Here is a 20126-nt window from a genome sequence, read left to right on the forward strand (position 1 = left end):
CCTGCGGAGCAGGACAGGGGCAGGTGATTCGCCGCCAGGCGAACCACCGTTTCGAACAAACACACGATTCTTGAGCTGATCGCGTCCTAGGATGTGCGGCATGGCGCAGCTGGTGAAGCGGGCCTACAAGTACCGTTTCCACCCGACCCCCGAGCAGGCCGAAGAGCTTGCCCGGACGTTCGGATGCGTCCGCCTCGTCTACAACAAGGCTCTGGAAGAGCGCACCCGCGCCTACACCCTCGAAGGGCGACGCGTCTCCTACGTGGAGTCCTCCGCGCGTCTGACGGAGTGGAAGCGCAGCGGAGAGTACGACTTCCTGTCCGAGGTGTCGTCGGTCCCGCTTCAGCAGGCGCTGCGGCATCTTCAGGCGGGGTTCGCGAACTTCTTCGCCAAGCGCGCCAAGTATCCGGCGTTCAAGAGCAGGAAGAAGTCGCGCCTGTCGGCGGAGTACACGCGGTCGGCGTTCCGCTGGCGGGAGGGCCGGTTGACGCTGGCGAAGATGGATGCTCCGCTGGCGATCGTGTGGTCGCGTCCTCTTCCTGAGGGTGCGGAGCCGTCCACGGTCACCGTGTCGAAGGACGCGGCGGGTCGCTGGTTCGTGTCCCTGCTGGTCGAAGAGAAGATCAGTCCGCTGCCGCCCGTCGCGGCGAACGTGGGGATCGATGCCGGGATCACGGCGCTGGCCACACTCTCCACTGGAGAGAAGATCCTCAACCCTCGTCACGAGCGTCGTGACCGGCGAAGGCTCGCCAAGGCGCAGCGGGCACTCGCCCGTAAGGAGAAGGGGTCGAGCAACCGGGCCAAGGCCCGTCTGAAGGTGGCCCGCGTCCACGCGCGGATCACCGATCGTAGAAGGGACCATCTGCACAGGGTGACGACACGGCTTGTTCACGAGAACCAAGTGATCGCCGTGGAAGACCTGACCGTCCGCACCATGGTCAAGAACCACAGCCTGGCCCGCGCCATCTCCGACGCGAGCTGGCGCGAGTTGCGGTCGATGCTGGAGTACAAGGCGCGGTGGTACGGGCGGGAACTGGTCGTGGTCGACCGCTGGTTCCCCTCGTCCAAGCTGTGCTCGGCATGCGGCTCCCTGCAGGAGAAGATGCCGCTCGGCGTGCGGGAATGGGAGTGCACCTGCGGCACGGTCCACGACCGGGATGTCAACGCCGCGAAGAACGTGCTCGCCGCCGGGCTGGCGGAGAGCTGAAACGCCTGTGGAGCTGGTGTAAGACCTCAACGAGAGTCCTCTCCGGCGGGCAACTGGCTGTGAAGCAGGAAGGCCTACGGGTGACCGTGGGAATCCCTCTCCTTCAGGAGGGGGAGGATGTCAAGCCATGAGCTTCCTGTAGTGGCCGATGGCCTCGCGCGGGGTGCCGTCGGCCACGACGCGGCCGTCGTCGATGACGAGCACCCGGTCGAAGTCCTCCAGCAGCGGCAGGTCGTGCGTGACCACCAGCACCTGCTGCGGCAGGTCGCGCAGCAGCGCGCCGACCTGGCGGGAGTGGCGCAGGTCGAGCAGCGTCGTCGGCTCGTCCATGACGATGATCCGCGGCTCCAGCACCATGACCGAGCAGAGCGCGAGCAGCTGCTTCTGGCCGCCCGACAGGTGGTGCGCCGGGTGGTCGGCGTGCCCGGCCAGGCCGTAGCGGGCCAGCGTCTCGCCGACGCGCCGGTCGACCTCCTCGCGCGGCAGGCCCTTGCGGCGCAGCGAGAACGCGACGTCCTCGGCCACCGTCGGCATGACGATCTGGGCGTCGGGGTCGGTGAACACGAAGCCCACGCCGCGCCGGATCTTCGCCGCGTCACGGCGGGTGTCGAGGCCGAGCACGTTCACGCTGCCGGACGTCGGCAGCGCCAGTCCGTTGATCAGGCGGGCCAGCGTGCTCTTGCCCGAGCCGTTCGCCCCCACCACGCCGATGCGGCGCTCCGGCAGCGACGCGGTGATGCCGCGCAGCACCTCACGCTCGCCGAACCGGACGTGCACGTCGGCGAACTCGATCGCGTCCGTCACTCAGACCACCTCGAACAGCGCGGCCACGCCGAGCCCGCCGCCAACCGCGGCCGCGGCCAGGCCGAGCGTGCCCGGTGGAGTTTCTTCACGGACGAGGCCGCTGAACAGCCGGGTCACCACGACCGCGCCGGACGCGCCCCACGGATGGCCGAGCGCCAGCGCCCCGCCGCCGGGACAGACCCGATCGGAGTCGGCCCCCAGCGGGTCGAGCCCCAGCGCGTCGGTGACGGCCAGCACCTGCGCCGCGAACGCCTCCACGATCTCCACCGCCGCCACCTGCTCCAAGCCCACGCCCGTACGCGCCAGCACCCGGCGGATCGCGGGCACCGGCCCCCACCCGGGCAGCTCGGGGTCGCAACCGACGACGGACCCGGCCACCAGCCGCAGGCCAGACAGGCCCCGGCGCAGGCGCTCCGGCACGACGGCCACCACCGCCGCGCCGTCACTGACCGGGGAGGAATTTCCGGCCGTCACTGTACCTCCTGCCACGAACGCCGCAGGCAGCCGGGCCAGGGACGCCTCCCGCAGCGGGCGCGGACGCTGGTCGTCCACCCGCCCGCCGACCGGCACGACCTCCTTCGCGAACCGGCCCGCCGCGCGGGCGGCCAGGGCCCGCTCATGGCTGCGGCGCGCGTAGGCGTCCTGGCGTTCCCGCTCCACGCCGTACGCGGCCGCGAGCGCTTCGGCGGCGGGCCCCATGTCCGGGTCGGGGTGGCCGGCGGGAGCGAACGGCGCCCGCGCGTACGGGACGTCGGCGCCGCGGGGCGTGCGCAGCGGCGCGGTCGAGGCGCTCTCGGCGCCTCCGGCGAGCACCAGGTCGGCCTCCCCCGCGCGCACCGCCTGCGCGGCCACCAGGATCGCGGCCAGGCCGCTGCCGCACTGGCGGTCGACGGTGAGACCGGGCACCTCGTGCCCCAGCCCGGCGGCCAGCGCCGACACCCGGGCCACGTTGCCACCAGGGCCCATGCAGTTGCCGAGCACCACGTCCTCGACGCGGCCGTCCACGTCACCGGCCACATCACCGGCCACGGCCGCGATCACGGGCGCGGCCAGCTGGTCGACCGTCAGCTCCTTGAACGCGTGGCCCGCCGTGCCGATGGGGGTGCGCCGCGCCGCGACCACGACGGGGGTGTCTCGCATGTCAGTCCTCGGAGGTTCGATGGGGGCGGGCATGTCAGTTCAGCCGCCGGATACCGGGATCGCCGCTCGCCAGCCGGGCCGCGAGCAGGGCGCGGGCAGGCTTGCCGGTCGGGGTGCGCGGCAGGCTCGGCACGGCGTACCAGAGGCGGGGCCGCTGCGCCGCGTCCAGGCCGTTCCTGGCGGTCGCCTCCAGCAGCGCACGGGACGGCACGCCTTCGACGACCGCCGTGACCACGGCCCCCAGCGAGGGGTGTGGCGAGCCGACCACCACGACGTCGCCGACGCCGGGCACCTGCCGCAGCACCGCCTCGACGTCCTCGGGAACGACGGTGGCGCCGCCCGTCTGGATCGCTCCGTCGCCGCGCCCGCGGACCCGCAGCACCTCCCCCAGCCGATACGGCTCCGCGACGTCGCCCACGGTCGCCCAGCCGTCGGGGTCGCGCCGCAGCGGTCCTGCCGCGCCGCCGAGGTAGCCCTCGGCCAGCCACGGCGACCGTACCCACACGGCTCCGAGCGCGGAGCCCGGCTCGGGGCGTACCTCGATCTCCACCCCGGGGAAGGGACGCAGCCCGTCGCCGTCGACGTCCACGGCGACGAACGACAGCTCGGTCGCCCCGTAGTAGGCGAGCGTGTGCACCCCGGCGCGGGCCGCCGCGGCCCGGACGCCCGGGTCGAGCGCGGCCCCGCCGACCACGGCCGCGCGCAGCCGGGAGCCGGGATGGCCGAGCATGTCGGCCAGCTGTCCTGGCACCACGTGCACGACGGTCGCCCTGGACACGTACGAGGCCAGCGCCGCCCGCGTGGGCGGGCGGCCCGGCACGAGAGCGGTCGCCCCGGCGGCGAGGGTGTGCATCGCGGCGAAGGAGTACAGGGACGACGCGAGCGGGCCAGGTACCAGCACCACGTCGTCGGCCCCGATCCCGGCCAGGTCGCTGAGGTGCGGGAACGACGCCGTCCACGAGGCACGGCGGCGGACGATCGCGCGCGGCCGGCCGGTGCTGCCAGAGCTGAAGCAGGCCCACGCCAGGTCGTCGGGCCCCGTCTTCCGCCGCACTTCGGGACCGGCCGCGTACGGCAGCGACTCGCCGAGGAACGTCAGCGGACCGGCCGGGCCGCTGACCTGCGACCAGCGTTCGTGGCTCCAGGACGGGTCACCGACGACCGGGGTCGCCCCGGCCAGGTCGGCCGCCAGCGCGGTGGCGATGAACTCGACCGGGTCGGCCGGACCGACGGCCACCAGTGAGCTGGGGCCGACCCCCTGGTCGCGCAGGTGCCGGGCGGCACCGTTGATCTTGCGGGCGAGCTCGGCGTAGGTCAGCTCGCCGCCTGGGCCGCACACCGCGAGCTTGGAGGGCTGCTCGACGGCGTGCCGCAGGACGTGGGGAACGACGGGCATCGAGCGGTCAACGCTCCTTCGCCGACCGCACCCGCTCCAGGTGCACGGCCGGAACGGCGTCGGGGTAGGCGCGCTGGGTGCCACGGACGACGATGGCGGCCACCACCGCCTTGATCAGGTCGCCCGGCACGAAGGCGAGGGTCAGCCAGGCCGCCGTGCCGAGCGGGACACCGGTGACGAGCGCCTGCACCGGGATGCCGAACAGGTAGACCACGCCGGCGCCGCCCGCCAGGCACGCCAGCACGAGCCGGCCGAGACTCGGATTGCGGCCCGCGCGCTCGACGAGCCAGCCGGTCACGGCCGCGCCGGGGATCCAGCCGAGGAGGAAGCCTGTCGACGGGGCGGCGAACACTGCGAGCCCGCCTCGCCCGCCGGACAGCAGCGGCAGCCCGGCAGCCACCAGGACGAGCAGCACGACGACGGCCAGCGCGGCCCGCCACGTGCCGAGGACCGCGCCCGCCAGCATGATGCCCAGCGTCTGCAACGTGATGGGGACGGCGTTGCCGAAGACGTTCAGAGCACCGGGAAGGCCGAGGACGGCGATGACCGCGGCGAACACCGCGACTCGTGCCAGGTCACCCGTGGGGAAACTGCGTCGCTTGTCTTCTTTGCTCATGGTTCGATCCCACACCAGAACGGACAACGGACGGCATGGAGGTATCCCACAACAATCCCGTCCATCCTCTGCGAGCGATCGATACCCGGCGGGGTCACCGCGCGAGGCGTTTGTAGAAGAAGCTGCAGTCCAGCAGCGTGCCGTCCGGCGCGCCGGCGTACGCGGGCACGATGCCGTAGCGGATCCAGCCGCCCGTCAGGTAGACGTGCTCGGCGGTGCTGCCCGTCTCGGTGTCGAGCATGAGCAGCTCGATCCCGGCCTCGCGGGCGGCCCGCTCGGCCTCGGCCAGCAGGGCCCGTCCGAGGCCCCGGCCGCGGGCCGAACGGTGGACCAGCAGCTTGACGAGCTCGGCCCGATGCCGCGAGTTGGGTTTGTCGGCGAGCAACAAACTGACGGTGCCGAGCAGGGCGCCGCCGGCGTGGCACCCCCACACCAGGTGCGCGCTGTCCGCCACGGCCGCCGCGCGCCCCTTCCACCAGGCGGCGGCGTCCTCGCGGCCGAACGGCGTCACGAACCCGACGGACGCGCCGCCTTCCACTGCGTCCACCAGCAGGTCGGCCAGCTCCTCCAGGCGGGAGCCGAACTCGGCCGCGGACAGGCGCTCGATGGTGTGCACGCTTTCCTCCAGGGGGCTCGGGACGGCGGCGAGCGCCCCTGGCGGGCCGTCGCTCCCCGGCCGGGGAACAAGCGTAGGACCAATCCTGGCGTGCGCGCTCAGCCGAGCAACGGGACGAGGTTTTTCTCCTCGTACTCGAGGTGGGCCTCCAGCTCGCGGGTGAGCCGCTCCACCTCCTCCGACAGCGTCCGCTGCTCGACCCGGTCGTCCGCGAGCAGCGCCTGCAGCTCGCCGAGCAGCCGGGCGACGGTCTCGTGCTCGGCGCGCAGCTGCCGCATCACCGGGGCCAGCTCGGGATAGCGCCCCTCCAGCGCGGGGAACATGAAGCCGTCCTCGCGCTCGTGGTGCACGTGCAGCCCCTGGCACAGGGTCAGGCAGTTGACCCGCAGCTGCGCCCCCAGGCGCGGCCCCGACCTGGCCACCTCGGCGCGGATCAGCTCCAGCGCCAGCCGGAACGCGTCGTGCAGGGCGACCAGCGCGGCGCCCAGCGAGCCGCCCGCGGGCGGCCCCTCGTCGATCGGCAGCAGCGCCACCACCGGCAGCAGCCGTCCCGAGCGGGCCTGGTAGTCGCCCCATCCGGGGTCGAACTCGACGGCGCGGGCGAACATCCGCTCGCGTTCGTCCCCCTCCAGCACGACCACGTCGGCCCGGTAGGTCAGAACCCCGGTCTCCACCGTGACCTGGGGGTTGGCCAGCACGTTGCGGTACCACTGCGGATGCTTCGGAGCGCCCCCGGCCGAGGCGATGACCAGGAGGCGGTCGCCGTCGGGCAGGTAGCCGAGCGGCGTCGTGTGCGGCGCGCCGGTACGGGCGCCGGTGGTCGTCAACAGGAGCAGCCGGCCGCCGGCGAAGACGCCGCCGACGCGGCCCTTGTTGGCGCGGAACTCCTCGATGATCTGGCGGTTGAAGTCAACAGGCATGCTGAATACGGCTCCAGACAGGAAGGTGTCGATGACATGGGAGAGCCCGCGCGAGCATGCCGGTACGGCGAAGAGCGCTTCAGAGCATGGGACGACGCGCGGGAGCTACGTGCTCAGGCACGACCGGTGTAGGTGGCCACGGCGTCATCCCCTTGAAGAAAGGCGCCTCCATGCCACCCCCGTACTCGCGGGCGGCGACACGCGACGCGACCCTAATTACACGTGCCACCGACGATCACGTCAACCCCTTGACCTTGACGCGGCGGCACGGTCTTTACTGGGGGCATGCGGATCGGAGAGCTCGCCGCGCTGCTCGGAGTGTCCACCCGTACGGTGCGCTACTACCACCACCAGGGTGTCCTGCCCGAGCCGCGGCGCCTGACCAACGGCTACCGCGAGTACGGCATGCGCGACGCCATCGCGCTCGCCCGCGTCCGCCGGCTGGTCGCGCTCGGCCTGAGCCTCGACGAGGCCCGCGACGTCATCGCCGACGACCGTTCGAGGGAACTGCCGGAGATCCTCGCCGAGATCGACGCCGACCTCGCCCGGCAGGAGCACGAGATCCGGCTGCGCCGCGCCCGGCTCGCCGAGGTCCTGCGGCGCGCCGAGGACGGCACGCTCGGCCCCGACGACACCGCCTCCCCCGCGCTGCTGCAGTTCCTGCGGCTGGTGGACGTCCCCGCCTCCGAGTCGGCGGCGTGGGACCGCGACATGCTCATGCTGATGGACACTGTCGCCACCGACCCCGCGACGACCTGGGCCGCCGAGATGAACGCCGATCCCGAGCCGGCACACGAGTTCTACCGCCGCCTCGACGAGCTCGCCGACGCCGACCCCGGCGACCCGAGGGTGACGCCGCTCGCCAGGCTCGTCGCCGACTTCGGCGTGCAGCACCTGCCGGTGGGCGTCGACCCCGGAGGCCCCGGCTGGGACCCCCAGGCCGTCGAGCCGTTCCTCGACGAGCTCGCGCCCGCCCAGGCCGAGGTCATCCGGCAGGCGGTCCGCATGATCGGTGGGCGCTAGTCGAGGCAGAACTCGTTGCCTTCCGGGTCGGTCATCACGATGAAGCCGGCGCTCAGCGGAGGCGCGGGCTCGTGCCGGCGTACCCGGGTCGCTCCCAGCGCGACGAGGCGCGCGCACTCGGCTTCCAGCGCCGCCATCCGCTCCTCGCCCCGCAGGCCGGGAGCGGCACGAATGTCGAGGTGGACGCGGTTCTTGGCGACCTTGTCCTCCGGCACCCGCTGGAAGAACAGCCGCGGGCCGTGCCCGTGCGGGTCCTCGACCGCGGAGCTCGCGTTGCGCTGCTCCTCCGGCACACCGGCCCGCGCCAGGAACTCGTCCCACGCGGCCAGCGGGTCCGCGCCTTCGGGCAGGTCGGCCCCTGGCGGAGCGGGGTGGACGTAGCCGAGCGCGTCGCGCCAGAAGCACGACAGCGCCCGCGGGTCGTGCGCGTCGAAGGTGATCTGAAGGTGGCGGCTGCTCGCGGTGTGATCGTTCATGCGGCCACTCTGACCCCACAAGCGGACAGGATCGGTCCGCCATCTGGCTAGGGTGGACGGCATGAGCGCCGACGAGCGGGGCACGACGGAGCGGGTGCTCACCCTGCTCGGGCTGCTGCAGCAGCGCCGGGTCTGGAGCGGCCCCGATCTCGCCGACCGGCTCGGGGTCACGCCCCGCACGGTACGGCGCGACGTCGAGCGGCTGCGCGCGCTCGGCTACCCCGTGCACGCCACGTACGGAGCCGGGGGCGGCTACCGGCTCGGCCCGGGGCAGGACCTGCCGCCGCTGCTCCTCGACGATGAGGAGGCCATCGCGACCGCCGTCGCGCTGCTGGACGGCGCGGCCGGCAGCGCGGGCGACGCGGCGCTGCGCGCCCTGACGAAACTCGACCAGGTGCTGCCCGCCCGCTTGCGCCACGAGGTACGGGCCCTGACCGGCTCGGTGGAGTCCTTCGGCGGCGGCCGTACGCCGGTCGACGCCGAAGCGTTCATCACGCTGGCCCGAGCCTGCCGCGACGAGGTCGAGGCCGGGTTCGACTACCCGTCAGCGGGTGCGGCGCGGCGACGGCGGGTCGAGCCGTACCGGCTGGTCGCCTCCGACCGGCGCTGGTACCTGCTCGCCTATGACGTCGACCGCGACGACTGGCGCACCTTCCGCGTCGACCGCATGACCGCAGTCGCGGCACGTACCTGGCGGTTCCGCCCGCGGCCGATGCCGGACGCGGCGGCGTACGTGCAGGAGAGCGTGGCCAGCCGCCCCTACCGGCACCAGGCCCGCTTCCTCGTGCACGCCCCGGCCGAAACCGTACGCGCGCAGGTGCCCGCCTCGGCCGTGGTCGTCCGGCCACGCGGCGCCGAGAGGTGCGAGGTGCTCACCGGCGCCGACAGCCTCGACTTCGTGCTCATGCACGTCCTGCTCCTCGGCCACGCCTTCGAGGCACTCGACCCACCCGGCCTCGCCGACCGCTGCCGCGCTCTGGCGAACCGCCTGCTGTCAGCCGTCCCCGACTGAACACCTCAACATGGTGTGGTCCGGCGGAATCAGGAGCCCAGCGCCTTGCGGAGCAGTGCGGCGAATTCGGCGGGGTGCGTGCTGAGGCCCGTGTGCCCGCCGGGGAAGTGGACGAGCTCCGTGCCGAGCCGCTCGGCCAGGAAGGCAGCGGGACGGTAGGGCAGTTCACCGCGCGAGTCCGCGCCACCCGCGAGCACCAGCCGGTCCGACAGGGCCGCCAGGCGATCCACGTCCGGGGCGTAGGCCATGAAGCTCGGCACGATGCGCCCGAGGAAGTAGGGCATGTTCGCCATCGTCCGCTCGGCCCGAGCCGCCGCCTGGGGCGGCAGCTCGGTGACCGCCTGCGCGGTGACGGGCTCCTCGGCGCCCGGCCGTCTGAGGCCCGCCGCGAACTCGGCCACCGCGGGCATCAGCCCGTCCCGGCGGAACGTGTCCTGGACGCGGGCGAGCAGCGCGCGGTGCTCGGCGGCGTCCGGCAGTACCTCCACCACCGGCGGCTCGTGCGCCAGCACGCGTTCGATCCGCTCGGGGTGGGCGGTGAGCAGGTGCAGCGCGACGATCGCACCTGAGCTGCAGCCCGCCACGCGTGCGGGCGCGTCCGGGGACAGCAGCTCCAGCAGCCGGACCGCGTCGTCGGCATGCTGCGCGACCTGCTGAGCGGCCTCGGGGTCGTCCAGCGGGCTGCGGGACATGCCGCGCGGGTCGTAGGAGACGACCGTGTGATCGGCGGCCAGGTCGTCGGCGATGCCGTCGTAGGAGGCGGCGTCGCCCGCGCCGCCGGGGATCAGCAGCAGGAGCGGGCCGCTGCCGCGCACCTCGTAGTGCAGGGTGGCGCCGTCCACGCGCAGGCGGCCGGTGGTCGGGGCGGTCATGAGGGGTCTCCTTCGCGGGGTGCGGGCCAGTGCTCCAGGGAGGTGTGCAGGGCGTCGAGGCAGCGGGTCCAGGAGGCCTCGGCCGGGCGCGCGTGCGCGAAACCGCCGGCGGCCTCCAGGCTGACGAAGCCATGGAGCGTGCTGCGTACCAGCCGGACCGCGTCGGTCAGGTCGGGCTCGTCCAGCGCGTAGGCGCGCAGCATGCTGTACGTCAGCTCGATCGCGCGTCGCGGCCCTGGCGCGCGGGCCGCGAGCTCGGGATCGACCTGCGTCGGGATCTGCGTCGCGGTGTAGCGGCCAGGGTGGGCGTGGGCGTACGCCCGCCAGGCGTTCGCGAACGCCACCAGCGCGTCCTTGCCCGCCCGCCCGGTGGTGGCCTCGGCGATCCGGATGGTCTTCTCGTCCGCCGCCAGCAGCGCGATCCGCCCGCGCAGGTCCTCCAGGCCGCGGACGTGCACGTAAAGGCTCGCGTCCTTCACCCCGAGCCGGCGCGCCACCGCCGACATCGTCACGTGCTCGAGCCCGACCTCGTCCGCCAGTTCGGCGCCCGCGAGCGTCACCCGCTCCGCCGTCAACCCGGCCCGCGCCATACGCGCACCCACCTTCTCCTAGGATCACTAAGCAAAACCTAATAGGCCTAGGATAGGGCCCGTGGGTGGCAGCGCGGACCGTGCGGCGTACGGGCCCCCGCTCAGCGCGGGATCATGTCGCCGTTCCAGCGGGCGCTCACCAGCCACTGTGCGTCCGGCAACAGCACCGCGCCGTCGCCCGCGTACGGCTGGAGCGCGGTTGTGAGCCTGGCGCGGGCCACATGGCGGGTCAGGGTGGGGTGGCGTTCGACGAGGTCGCGGGCCGGGCCGGCGGACAGGAACGCCTCAGCCGCCTCGGCCGCCGTCCGCCCGGCGTCGCGGGGCACGTGCAGGGCCTCGATCGTCACGTCGGTGAACCCCGCGCCGCCGAGCACCTGACGGATGCGCACCGGATCGGACAGCGAGAACAGCGCGGGGGCCTGCCCCGGGCAGGCGGACACCACCTGCTGCGGACGCGCCTCGATGCCCAGCAGCGCGGCGATGGGCACCACGTACCACTCGCACTCCTGGGCGGGCTGGGGGCACACGAACGCGAGCCGCCCGCCCGGCCGCAGGGCCCGTCCGACGTTGGCGAACGCGGCCACCGGGTCGGCGAAGAACATCACGCCGCAGTGGCTGATCGCCGCGTCGAACCGGCCCTCGGGAAAGGGGTGTGTCTGGACGTCCACCTGCTCGAACGTGAGGTTGCCGATCCCGGCGTCCGCCGCGGCCGAGCGGGCCTTGCGCAGCTTCGGCCCCGACGGGTCGATCCCGAGTACCCACCCCTGCGGCGCGCGCCGGGCGGCGATGCGCGACGATCCACCCGCGCCGCAGCCGATGTCGAGCACCTGGTCGCGTTCCCCGACGGCGGCCGCGTCCAGCAACCGGCCGACCAGTTCGGCGTGCGCGGCCCCCGTCCCGGCCCCGTTCGACGTGCTGTACTGCCCGGCGTTTCGCACAGCCATGTGAACCCCTCACGAACGAACGATCATGACCGGGAGTCCACAACGCCCCCGAGGCCCTGTCAACAGTCTGTCCGCCTCACGCGGCCGGCGAGGCTCGGAAGGCGGGCTCATTAGACTGGAAGTGCCGGTCAGAACCTGCGCGGTGCGACGAGGTCCGGGAGACAGCGGTCCCCTCCGAAGGGGCCGACGCTCGTGGCGCCGGTCTGGAGGGCTGTGATGCGTGCCATCGTCATCGACAAGTTCGGCGGTCCCGACTGTCTCGTCTACACCGAACTGCCCGAACCCGAGCCGCTCGAAGGTCATGTCGTCATCGACATCAAGGCGTTCGGCATCAACCACGCCGAGATGCACATGCGGCGAGGTGAGTGGGCCGAGGCGGCGAGGGTGAGCGGCATCGAGTGCGTCGGGCTGGTCGCGTCCTGCCCCGGTGGGGAGTTCCCGCTCGGCGCCAAGGTGGCGGCCCTGATGGGCGGCCTGGGACGGACCATCAACGGCAGCTACGCCGACTACACGCGGGCACCCGCGTCGAACGTCGCGATGATCGAGTCCGATCTGCCGTGGGCCCGGCTCGCGGCCATCCCCGAGACCTACGCCACGGCCTGGACCTGCCTGTTCCGCAACCTCGGGATCGAGGACGGGCAGACGCTGGTCATCCGGGGTGCGACCTCCTCCTTCGGGCGGGCCGCGATCAACCTGGCGGTCAACGCGGGCGCCCGCGTCATCGCCACCAGTCGCGACCCGGCGAGGTTCCCCATGCTGGAGGAGCTCGGCGCGGTGCGCGGCGAACGGGAGCGGCCGGACCTGTCCCGGCAGATCGCCGAGGCCAAGCAGATCGACGCGGTGCTGGACCTGGTGGGCAACAGCACCATCCTCGACTCCCTGGACATGCTGCGACGTGGCGGCCGCGCCTGCCTGGCCGGCTGGCTGGGCGGGCTGGACCCGATCGCCGACTTCAACCCGCTGCTGCAGATGGCCAGCGGCGTCTACCTGACCTTCTTCGGGAGTTTCGTCTTCGGAACCCCGGGTTTCCCACTGTCCGACGTTCCGCTGCAGGAGATCGCCGCGCAGGTGGCGGCGGGCCGGCTGAGAGCCGAGCCGTCCCGCGTCTTCGCCTTCGAGGACGTACGGGAGGCGCACCGCCTGATGGAGGCCAACGAGGCCGGGGGCAAGATGGTGGTCGTGAACGACTGACTCACGCAGGGGGCCAGTTCCTGAGGACGGAGTCGAGGGCGTCGAGGGTGCGGGTCCAGGAGGCGTCCACGTCGCGCGGGGTACGGCTGAAGCCGCCGGCCATCTCCAGGCTCACGAAGCCGTGGAAGGTGCCGTGCAGCATCCGGATCGCGTCCGTCTGGTCGGGTTCGGCGAGCTCGTACCCGCGCAGGATCGCCCGGGTCATGTCCGAGTGCCGTACGGCGGCGCTGACGTCCACCGTGTCGGCGTCGAGCTCGATCTGCATCGCCGCGTACCTGCCGGGGTGCTGCTTGGCGTAGCCGCGGTAGGCGTTGGCGAAGGCCACGAGCGCGTCCTTGCCGGCGCGGCCGGCCAGGGCGTCGGCGGCCCGGTCGGCGAGCTCGCCGAGGGCGAGCGACGCCACCCGCACCCGGATCTCCTGGACGTCCTTGACGTGGGAGTACAGGGCGGCCGGTTTGACGTCGAAGCCGCGCGCGAGCGCGGAGACGGTCACGTTCTGGAAGCCGATCTCGTCGGCCAGGTCGGCCGCCACCTTGGTCAGCCGTTCCGCGGTCAGCCCTGCACGGGCCATACGTCACCCTCCAATAACTTAAAGATTTTAAGCATTTGCATATTAGCCTTAAGCGGGGCTAGCGTGCACCTGCCATGAGACCTATCACCGAACGCGACATCCGTACCTGTTTCGTCAACTGCTCCAAGGGCGAGGCCACCCGGCTCGGCCTGCCCCGCGACTTCGCCGACCTTCCCTGGGACGACCTCGACTTCCTCGGCTGGCGCGACCCGGGGGCGCCGGAACGCGCCTACCTGGTCGCCGAACGCGACGGCCGGCTCGTCGGGATCGCACTGCGGGTGACCTCAGGAGCGTCGCGCTCCTTCACCGCGCGCAGCATGTGCTCGCTGTGCCTCACCACGCACACCGGCGGCGGCGTGGCGCTGATGACGGCCCGCCGCACCGGCGAGGCCGGACGCCAGGGCAACACCGTCGGCCAGTACCTGTGCGCCGACCTCGCCTGCTCCCTCTACGTCCGCGGCAGGAAGGACGCCGCGGGCGGCGCGGCCGTCGAGGAGTCGCTCGGCGTCGCCGAGAAGGTCACCCGCACCGAGGACAACCTGCGCACGTTCCTCGACAAGGTGCGGGGCAGCTGATCTCACGCATGCTCATATCCCGAGCAGCCTCTCGGCGTTGCCGTGCGCGATCCGCTCGCGGTCGGAGGCGCTGACGGGAAGCCGGTCGAGGAACGCGCGCGCCTCGGCCATCGAGCTGTACGGGTGATCGGCCGAGAACATGATCTGCTCGCTGCCGACCTGGAGCAGCAGGTCGAGGAAGGCGGGGGTCCAGGTGAACCCGCTGATCGTGTAATGGACGCGGTCGCGCAGGTAGTCGCCGACGCTCCGCTCCAGCCCGGTCAGCTGGACGGGCAGGATGCGGTCGAGGCGCGGCAGCATGAACGGCAGCGCCTCCCCCAGGTGACCGACCACCAGCCGCAGGCCGGGGAAGCGGTCGAGCGCGCCGCTGAGCACGATGCGCAGCAGGTGGGTGGCGGTCTCGAGGTGCCAGCCCCAGGCCGCGGTCGACAGCGCGACCGTCACGCCCTCCGGGAAGTTCCCCCGGTACATGCCGTCGACGATCGAGGACGGCGGCGGTGTGGGGTGCAGGTAGAGCGGGCGGCCGAGGCGCTCGGCGCACGCCAGGATCGGCCAGAAGAACTCGTCGTCCAGGTAGCGCCCCCGCGTGTGCCCATTGATCAGCGCGCCGGCGAAGCCGTGCTCCTCGACCGTCCGCCGCAGCTCGTCGGCCGCGAGATCGGGGGCGGCGGTGGGCAGGGCGGCGAACCCGGCGAACCTGCCGGGGTGGCTCCTGACCGCCCTGGCCAGCACGTCGTTCGTCTCCCTGGCCGGTGTGACCGCCTCGTCGGCGCCGAGCTGTTCCAGGCCGGGCGAGGTGAGGGAGAGCACCTGGACGTCGATGCCGGCGGCGTCCATCGCGGCGATCCGGCCCTCGCCCAGATCGCAGAGCTCGCCGACGAGCGCGCCCACGTCCGGGTGGCGGCCGGTGGCGACGGCCCGCTCGGTCAAGGCGCGCCCGGGGCCGTCCAGGAACGCCGGGGTGGCGTAGTGCTCCTCCAGCGCGATCGTCCGCATCGTCAACACCCCGATCTGGGAGTAACCCTCAAAAAACGAGGGTTACTCCCAGGGTGTCACAGGCCTGCCCGGCTCGCCGCCTGGCGGCCGCCGACCAGGGGCAGCCGGAAGTCGCTGACCTTGGTGGACACGCTGATGTTCGCGCGGGTCTGGTCCGCGACGCTGGAGTAGCTGCGGTAGCTGCCGACCACGACCAGGCCGATCCGGTGGCCGGGCTCGAACACGTGGTCCACCGGCAGCAGCGGCAGGTCGAAGTCGTACTTCGTGCCAGGGACGAGCGGCTCCGGCGTGGTGAGGGAGTCGCGGTTGAGCGCGTCCATGACGCCCTTGCTGATCCGCTCCCGGTCGCTGGTCACGATGTTCTTCGCGGTCTGCTTGTAGCAGGCGTCGTCGCTCGGGCTGCTCTCGCCCCAGCAGTCCTCGGTGGACAGCGTCCTGATGCCCTCACCGGAGGTCTCCCAGCTGACGCGGGTCTGCGGGCCGAGGTCGACCAGGACGGCGCCGAGGTTGGTGTCGGTCTGGTCGGCCGACGCGTGCAGCCGTACGACCGGGGTGCCGGAGACGTGCAGCGGCGCGGTGAGCGGCTCGGACTGGAACACCAGCCGGTTCTGGCCGGCCTCGGAGAGGTTGCCGAGCATCTGGCTCTCGGTCTGGGCGGGGTCGTCCTGGAAGGTCAGCTCGACCGGGCGTCCGTTGGGCGGCTTGACCGCCAGGCCGGCGGGGCCGCCGTCCGCGGCCGGCTGGAAGCGCAGGCTGGTCTCCTTCGCGCCGGGGACCGGCCAGTCGCGGTAGGACGTGAACACGTCCGGCGCCCGCTCGATGTCGACCCGGGGCTCCTTCATGATGCCGTTGGGCACGTCCTGCAGCCAGTTGTCGAACCACCGGTGCAGCGTGTCCACCCACGCCGTACGGCGGAAGTCGAACGGGTCGACGTGCCCTTCCTGCGACAGCAGCAGCTTGCGCGGCACGTCGTGCCTGGCGAGCTCGGTCCAGAACTGGCTGAAGTGATCGGGCCGTACGTTGTCGTCGTTCAGGCCGTGCACCATGAAGACGCTGGCCCGGACGTTCGCGGCGTCCTTGACGTAGTCGCGCTCGGCCCAGAAGTCGGAGTAGTCGCCGGTGGCGTCGCCGTCCGCGGCGCTGATCTCCTCCCGCACCGGGGCGCAGTGCTCGCGCCGGTCAGGATCGGTCACGGTGTTGGCGAGGCTGGCCACGTAGTGGTTGGAGCGGGTGACGACGCCGTTCTTACGGGTGTAGTCGTAGTAGTTCGACGGGCCCGCGATGTCGACGATCGTGCTGAGCCCCTCGACCCCGGTGACCGCCGTCGCGAGGGCCAGGTTGCCGTCGTACGACTTGCCGATCATCCCGGTCTTGCCGTTGTGCCAGTTCGGGGCGGAGACCACGGTGCCGTCGGCGTCGCGGGCGGTGCCCCGGCCGTTCAGCCAGTCGATGGCGACCTTGGCCGACAGGTTGTCCGGCGTGCCGTTGGTGGTCGGGCAGCCGGTGGAGTTGTTGGTGCCCACCATGTCCAGCAGGACGACGGCGTAGCCGCGGGGCACGAAGTAGTTGTCGTAGAACAGCGGCCACTTGTCGAGCAGGCCGTCGCCGTCGGTGTCCTGCTTCAGCTCCGACTCGTTGCCGCGGCCGAGGGTCGAGTAGTACGGGCTGGCGTCCATGATGACCGGCGCCTTCAGGCCGTGCTCGGTGGCCCGTGGACGCATGATGTCGACCGAGATGCGGTCGTTCTCCCCGTCGTGGTCGCTGTCGAAGGGGGCGTCCACCCACACGTGCTCGCGGATCGCGTCGGCGTAGCCGAACACCGGTTGCGTGACGCCGTTCCGCACCACGATGCCGGGCCTGCTGTCGGCCACGGCTGTCGCGGCCTGGCCCTGTGCTGCCAGCAGCGAGACGGCCGCGAGCAACCCCACACCGAAGGCGGTCCTGCGCGGCGCTAATAAAAGGGACTTCATGTGGCGAACCGTACAAACGTCCGTCCTGTGCGGCACTGGTCGTTTGCCGGAAACCCGGATCCGCGCGTACGACGCCTGCCGAAGCTCACGCCGTCTCGGCGCTGAGTACCCTTGCCACCGACGTACGCGAGAGCAGGCGGGCGGGCAGCGCGGTGAGCGCCGCCGTCGCGAGGACGGCCACCAGCACGGCGCCGGCCAGCCACGAGGACGGCGGGTCCACCGCGTTCGGTGCCGCGAAGATCGAGAGCAGTCCCTGGCCGAGCGGCACGCCGGCGATCGCGCCCGGCAGGCCCGCCAGCAGCTGCGCGACCGACAGTCCCGCCGTGACCTGCCCCGGGGTGGCGCCGAGCGTCCGCGCGATGGCCAGGTTCGCCTGGGCCTCCATCGCCGTGGTCCAGGTGAGCGTGACCGTGTTCACCACGGCGAGCGCGAGCAGCAGGACGGTGACGGCCAGCAACAGCTGCCGGTCGTGCTCGCCCCGCAGGTTGGGCAGGACGGAGGAGCCGCCCAGGCCGTAGCCCCGCTCGGGCTGGGCGTGCTGCGTCAGCACGGCCACCATCGCGACCACCGCGGTGGCCGTGCAGCACGCCTGCAGCACGGCGCGGCCCGGCCGGCGGGCGGTCAGCCGCAGGCCCAGCAGCAGCGGCGTGGGCAGCAGCGCCGACAGCGCGGTGAGCCAGGGCCGGTGGCGGGGCTGCTGCACGGGGGCGGCCAGCGCTGTGACGGTCGCCGTACGGACGGCCCGCAGCGTGGGACGCAGCGTGGACAGCGCCGCCACCGCCAAGGCCAGCACGGTCGCCGCGACGACGGCGGCGCCGGTCGGCCCGTCGGGGTCGCCCAACCGGCTGGCCGTGGGACTGGCCACGGCGGGCAGGGCCAGCCGGGCGATCAGCAACCCCAGCGCGTCACCGGCCAGCGCCAGCGCCAGGTACTCGGTCAGCAGCACGGCAGCGATCAACCCCGGGGTGGCGCCCACGGCCTTCAGCAGCCCGGCCCGGCGGATCTGCTCGGCGGCGCGTCCGGCGGCCAGCGCGGCGACGCCGGTGACGGCGAGGAGGCCGAGCAACCAGCTGCCGACGACCAGGATCGGCCGGCTCCTCTTGAGGATGACGTCGTCCTGCTGGGCCCTGAACTGCCAGGAGTGGAAGTTGACCCGCACGCCGGTGACGTGTTGGGAGTGACGGAAGGCCTCCGTGGCGGCGGGGTCGCGCAGCTTCAGGTCCATCGCCAGCGTCACCGGCAGGTCGTGGGACGACGCCAGCGTCCTGGCGTCCGCCACGGTCATCCAGGCGAGACCGCTGTAGTCGCTGGGACCGCCGCCCGGACCGATCTGCGCCGCCCAGGGATAGATGGAGGTGGCCGCGGTGACGGCGATCCCGACGACGGGGTACGTCCGCCCGGCGATGGTCACGTCGTCGCCGACCTCGACGCCCAGCGCGGTGGCGAAGCCGCGTTCGAGTACCGTCCCGCCGGGGCGTACCCAGCGGCCCGACGTCACCAGCGGCCGGTTGACCGCGGCCGGCTTCTCGGCGAACCCGTGCACGACCACGGCGGAGCTGAGGGAACCGCGCGTGGTGAGATCGGCGTAGACGACGCGGTACGGGCCATGGTGGGCGACGACCTCGCGATCGTCGGCCAGCGTGCGCAGCACCGAGGTGACGGCGCGGCCGGTGTCGCCGGACAGCACCACCAGGTCGGGCCCGGCGGTGGCCGCGCGCGTCCGTTCGTACAGCGCGTCGTTCACGTCGCTCAGGGACCAGCCAGACGCCAGGGTGGCGGTGGCGACGGTGACCGCGAGCAGCAGCAGCGCGGCCTGGGCCCGGTGCCGGCGCACGTCGGCGAGCACCAGCCGCAGGACGAGGGTGAGGGAGCCCACGACGGTCAGCCCTCCAGCCCGATCAGCCCGCCGAGCCCGCGCGGGTGCGCGCCGGCCAGCCAGGTGTCGTCCACGAACATCCCGTCACGCATCGAGATCAGCCGGTCGGCGGTGGCCGCGACCCGGTCGTCGTGCGTGACGATGACCAAGGTCTGTCCCCCCGCGCGCAACTCCTCGAAGATCCGCAGCACCTCCAGGGTGGCCGCGCTGTCGAGGTTGCCGGTCGGCTCGTCGGCCAGGACGACCAGCGGGTCGTTGACCAGCGCGCGGGCGATGGCGACCCGCTGCCGCTGCCCGCCCGACAGCTGCGACGGCAGGTGCCGGGCGCGCTCGGCGAGCCCGACCCGGTCCAGCAGCAGGCCCGCGCGCCGCCTGGCCTGGCGGCGCGAGCGGCCGGCCAGCAGCGCGGGCAGTTCCACGTTCTCCGCCGCCGACAGCTCCTCCACCAGGTGGAACGACTGGAAGACGAACCCCACCGACCGGCGCCGCAGGCGGGCCAGTGCGCGCTCGCTCAGCGTGTCGACGCGCCGCCCGGCCACCCACACCTCCCCGCCGGTGGGCCGCTCCAGGCCACCCAGCAGGTGCAGCAGGGTGGACTTCCCGCAGCCGCTGGGGCCCGTCACCGCCAGCGTCTGGCCTTGCGGCACGTCAAGGGAGACCTCGTCCACCGCGAGCACCCGGCTCTGTCCCTGACCGTGCGTCCGCGTCAGGCCGCGGGCCCGCAGTACGGCGTTCGGCTCGTTCATCCGTCCTCAGCTTCGTCGTCGACCGTGGACCAGGCCCGCTCGCAGGACTCCAGCCAGCGCAGATCCGCCTGCAACCGCAGCACGACACCCTCCAGCAGCAGGCCCGCGCCCGACCCCGCCGGCTCGGCCAGCGCGGCCTGATGCGCCTCGCGCAGGCGGCGCAGCAGCTCACGGCGTTGCGCCGCCACCAGCTCCACCGGGTCGGCCAGCCTGGCCGCGGCGGCCGCGAAGAGCTTGAGATGGAACTCCGCGAGGTCGGGTTTCGGCCGGCCGACCTCGGCGAGCCAGGCCGCGACCCGCTGGTGCCCGGCCGCCGTGAGCGCGTAGACCTTGCGTTCCGGCCGCTCGGGCAGGCCCTCCGTCCGCTCGCAGACGACGAGCCCCGCCCGCTCGGCGCGGGACAGGGTGACGTAGATCTGGCCGCGGTTCATCGACTCGCCCAGCGGGCCGAGAGCGCGGCGCAGCAGAGCGTGCAAGTGGTAGCCGTGCGCCGGCTGCTTGGCGAGCATCGCCAGCACTGCGTCCTGCATGAGCCCCCTAACGGTTAGCCAATAGATAGCGGTTACCTATTCGGGGTGTCAAAAC

20 protein-coding genes and 1 pseudogene are annotated in these 20126 nt (G+C 72.7%); 5 read left to right on the forward strand and 16 right to left on the reverse strand.

Annotation, left to right across the window (positions count from 1 at the left end):
• Positions 1–100: 100 nt before the first annotated feature.
• Positions 101–1338 (forward strand): annotated as a pseudogene (locus BLR04_RS19870) (RNA-guided endonuclease InsQ/TnpB family protein).
• Here BLR04_RS19870 and BLR04_RS19875 read toward each other — a convergent pair.
• From BLR04_RS19875 to BLR04_RS19900, 6 genes are all read right to left on the reverse strand, one after another.
• Complete coding sequence (locus BLR04_RS19875; protein ID WP_245740353.1) at positions 1328–2011, reverse strand: energy-coupling factor ABC transporter ATP-binding protein; 684 nt, start codon at positions 2009–2011, stop codon at positions 1328–1330. The pseudogene BLR04_RS19870 and the gene BLR04_RS19875 overlap by 11 nt on opposite strands.
• A complete protein-coding gene (locus tag BLR04_RS19880; RefSeq protein ID WP_090767353.1) occupies positions 2012–3151 on the reverse strand; it encodes a thiolase family protein in 1140 nt (379 codons plus the stop codon).
• 34 nt (positions 3152–3185) lie between these two features.
• The gene (locus BLR04_RS19885; RefSeq protein ID WP_090767176.1) at positions 3186–4547 is read right to left on the reverse strand and encodes a class I adenylate-forming enzyme family protein; all 1362 of its coding nucleotides are present in this window, start codon (positions 4545–4547) and stop codon (positions 3186–3188) included.
• A 7-nt stretch (positions 4548–4554) separates the two neighbouring features.
• On the reverse strand, positions 4555–5163 hold the full coding sequence (locus BLR04_RS19890; RefSeq protein ID WP_090767179.1) for a biotin transporter BioY: 609 nt from the start codon (positions 5161–5163) through the stop codon (positions 4555–4557).
• A 94-nt stretch (positions 5164–5257) separates the two neighbouring features.
• Positions 5258–5779, reverse strand: coding sequence for a GNAT family N-acetyltransferase (locus tag BLR04_RS19895; RefSeq protein ID WP_090767181.1), 522 nt, complete (start codon positions 5777–5779; stop codon positions 5258–5260).
• 98 nt (positions 5780–5877) lie between these two features.
• The gene (locus BLR04_RS19900) at positions 5878–6699 is read right to left on the reverse strand and encodes a nitroreductase/quinone reductase family protein (RefSeq protein ID WP_090767184.1); all 822 of its coding nucleotides are present in this window, start codon (positions 6697–6699) and stop codon (positions 5878–5880) included.
• Positions 6700–6984: 285 nt separating this feature from the next.
• Here BLR04_RS19900 and BLR04_RS19905 point away from each other — a divergent pair, with 285 nt between their 5' ends.
• Positions 6985–7722, forward strand: coding sequence for a MerR family transcriptional regulator (locus BLR04_RS19905; protein ID WP_090767186.1), 738 nt, complete (start codon positions 6985–6987; stop codon positions 7720–7722).
• Here the strand turns inward: BLR04_RS19905 and BLR04_RS19910 are convergent.
• A complete protein-coding gene (locus BLR04_RS19910) occupies positions 7719–8198 on the reverse strand; it encodes a VOC family protein (protein WP_090767189.1) in 480 nt (159 codons plus the stop codon). The two genes, BLR04_RS19905 and BLR04_RS19910, sit on opposite strands and share 4 nt — an antisense overlap.
• Positions 8199–8259: 61 nt before the next feature.
• Here BLR04_RS19910 and BLR04_RS19915 point away from each other — a divergent pair, with 61 nt between their 5' ends.
• Positions 8260–9210 (forward strand): helix-turn-helix transcriptional regulator, encoded by a 951-nt coding sequence (locus tag BLR04_RS19915; RefSeq protein ID WP_176903183.1) that lies wholly within the window; start codon positions 8260–8262, stop codon positions 9208–9210.
• A 29-nt stretch (positions 9211–9239) separates the two neighbouring features.
• Here the strand turns inward: BLR04_RS19915 and BLR04_RS19920 are convergent, their stop codons facing one another.
• The 3 genes from BLR04_RS19920 to BLR04_RS19930 form a co-directional block, all read right to left on the reverse strand.
• A complete protein-coding gene (locus tag BLR04_RS19920; protein WP_090767195.1) occupies positions 9240–10082 on the reverse strand; it encodes an alpha/beta fold hydrolase in 843 nt (280 codons plus the stop codon).
• Complete coding sequence (locus BLR04_RS19925) at positions 10079–10672, reverse strand: TetR/AcrR family transcriptional regulator (RefSeq protein ID WP_090767200.1); 594 nt, start codon at positions 10670–10672, stop codon at positions 10079–10081. Before BLR04_RS19925 ends, BLR04_RS19920 begins: the two co-directional genes overlap by 4 nt.
• A gap of 101 nt (positions 10673–10773) precedes the next feature.
• Entirely contained in the window at positions 10774–11616 is an 843-nt protein-coding gene (locus tag BLR04_RS19930) for a class I SAM-dependent methyltransferase (protein ID WP_090767203.1), read from the reverse strand.
• A 216-nt stretch (positions 11617–11832) separates the two neighbouring features.
• Between BLR04_RS19930 and BLR04_RS19935 the strand changes: the two genes are divergently transcribed.
• On the forward strand, positions 11833–12807 hold the full coding sequence (locus BLR04_RS19935) for a zinc-binding alcohol dehydrogenase family protein (RefSeq protein ID WP_090767206.1): 975 nt from the start codon (positions 11833–11835) through the stop codon (positions 12805–12807).
• Position 12808: 1 nt separating this feature from the next.
• Here BLR04_RS19935 and BLR04_RS19940 read toward each other — a convergent pair whose 3' ends face one another.
• Positions 12809–13378: a TetR/AcrR family transcriptional regulator gene (locus BLR04_RS19940; RefSeq protein ID WP_090767209.1), complete on the reverse strand. Its 570-nt coding sequence runs from the start codon at positions 13376–13378 to the stop codon at positions 12809–12811.
• 74 nt (positions 13379–13452) lie between these two features.
• Between BLR04_RS19940 and BLR04_RS19945 the strand changes: the two genes are divergently transcribed.
• Entirely contained in the window at positions 13453–13953 is a 501-nt protein-coding gene (locus BLR04_RS19945; RefSeq protein ID WP_090767212.1) for an FBP domain-containing protein, read from the forward strand.
• 12 nt (positions 13954–13965) lie between these two features.
• Here the strand turns inward: BLR04_RS19945 and BLR04_RS19950 are convergent, their stop codons facing one another.
• The 5 genes from BLR04_RS19950 to BLR04_RS19970 form a co-directional block, all read right to left on the reverse strand.
• The gene (locus BLR04_RS19950; RefSeq protein ID WP_090767215.1) at positions 13966–14949 is read right to left on the reverse strand and encodes an amidohydrolase family protein; all 984 of its coding nucleotides are present in this window, start codon (positions 14947–14949) and stop codon (positions 13966–13968) included.
• A gap of 56 nt (positions 14950–15005) precedes the next feature.
• Entirely contained in the window at positions 15006–16919 is a 1914-nt protein-coding gene (locus BLR04_RS19955) for a CocE/NonD family hydrolase (RefSeq protein WP_090767217.1), read from the reverse strand.
• A gap of 85 nt (positions 16920–17004) precedes the next feature.
• Positions 17005–18795 (reverse strand): FtsX-like permease family protein, encoded by a 1791-nt coding sequence (locus BLR04_RS19960; protein WP_090767219.1) that lies wholly within the window; start codon positions 18793–18795, stop codon positions 17005–17007.
• A gap of 5 nt (positions 18796–18800) precedes the next feature.
• On the reverse strand, positions 18801–19541 hold the full coding sequence (locus BLR04_RS19965) for an ABC transporter ATP-binding protein (RefSeq protein ID WP_090767222.1): 741 nt from the start codon (positions 19539–19541) through the stop codon (positions 18801–18803).
• The gene (locus BLR04_RS19970; RefSeq protein ID WP_090767225.1) at positions 19538–20071 is read right to left on the reverse strand and encodes a PadR family transcriptional regulator; all 534 of its coding nucleotides are present in this window, start codon (positions 20069–20071) and stop codon (positions 19538–19540) included. The genes BLR04_RS19965 and BLR04_RS19970 overlap by 4 nt, the downstream gene beginning before the upstream one ends.
• Between the last annotated feature and the right edge of the window lie 55 nt (positions 20072–20126).

Source organism: Nonomuraea maritima (assembly GCF_900100395.1).
GTDB classification, from domain to species: Bacteria; Actinomycetota; Actinomycetes; order Streptosporangiales; family Streptosporangiaceae; genus Nonomuraea; species Nonomuraea maritima.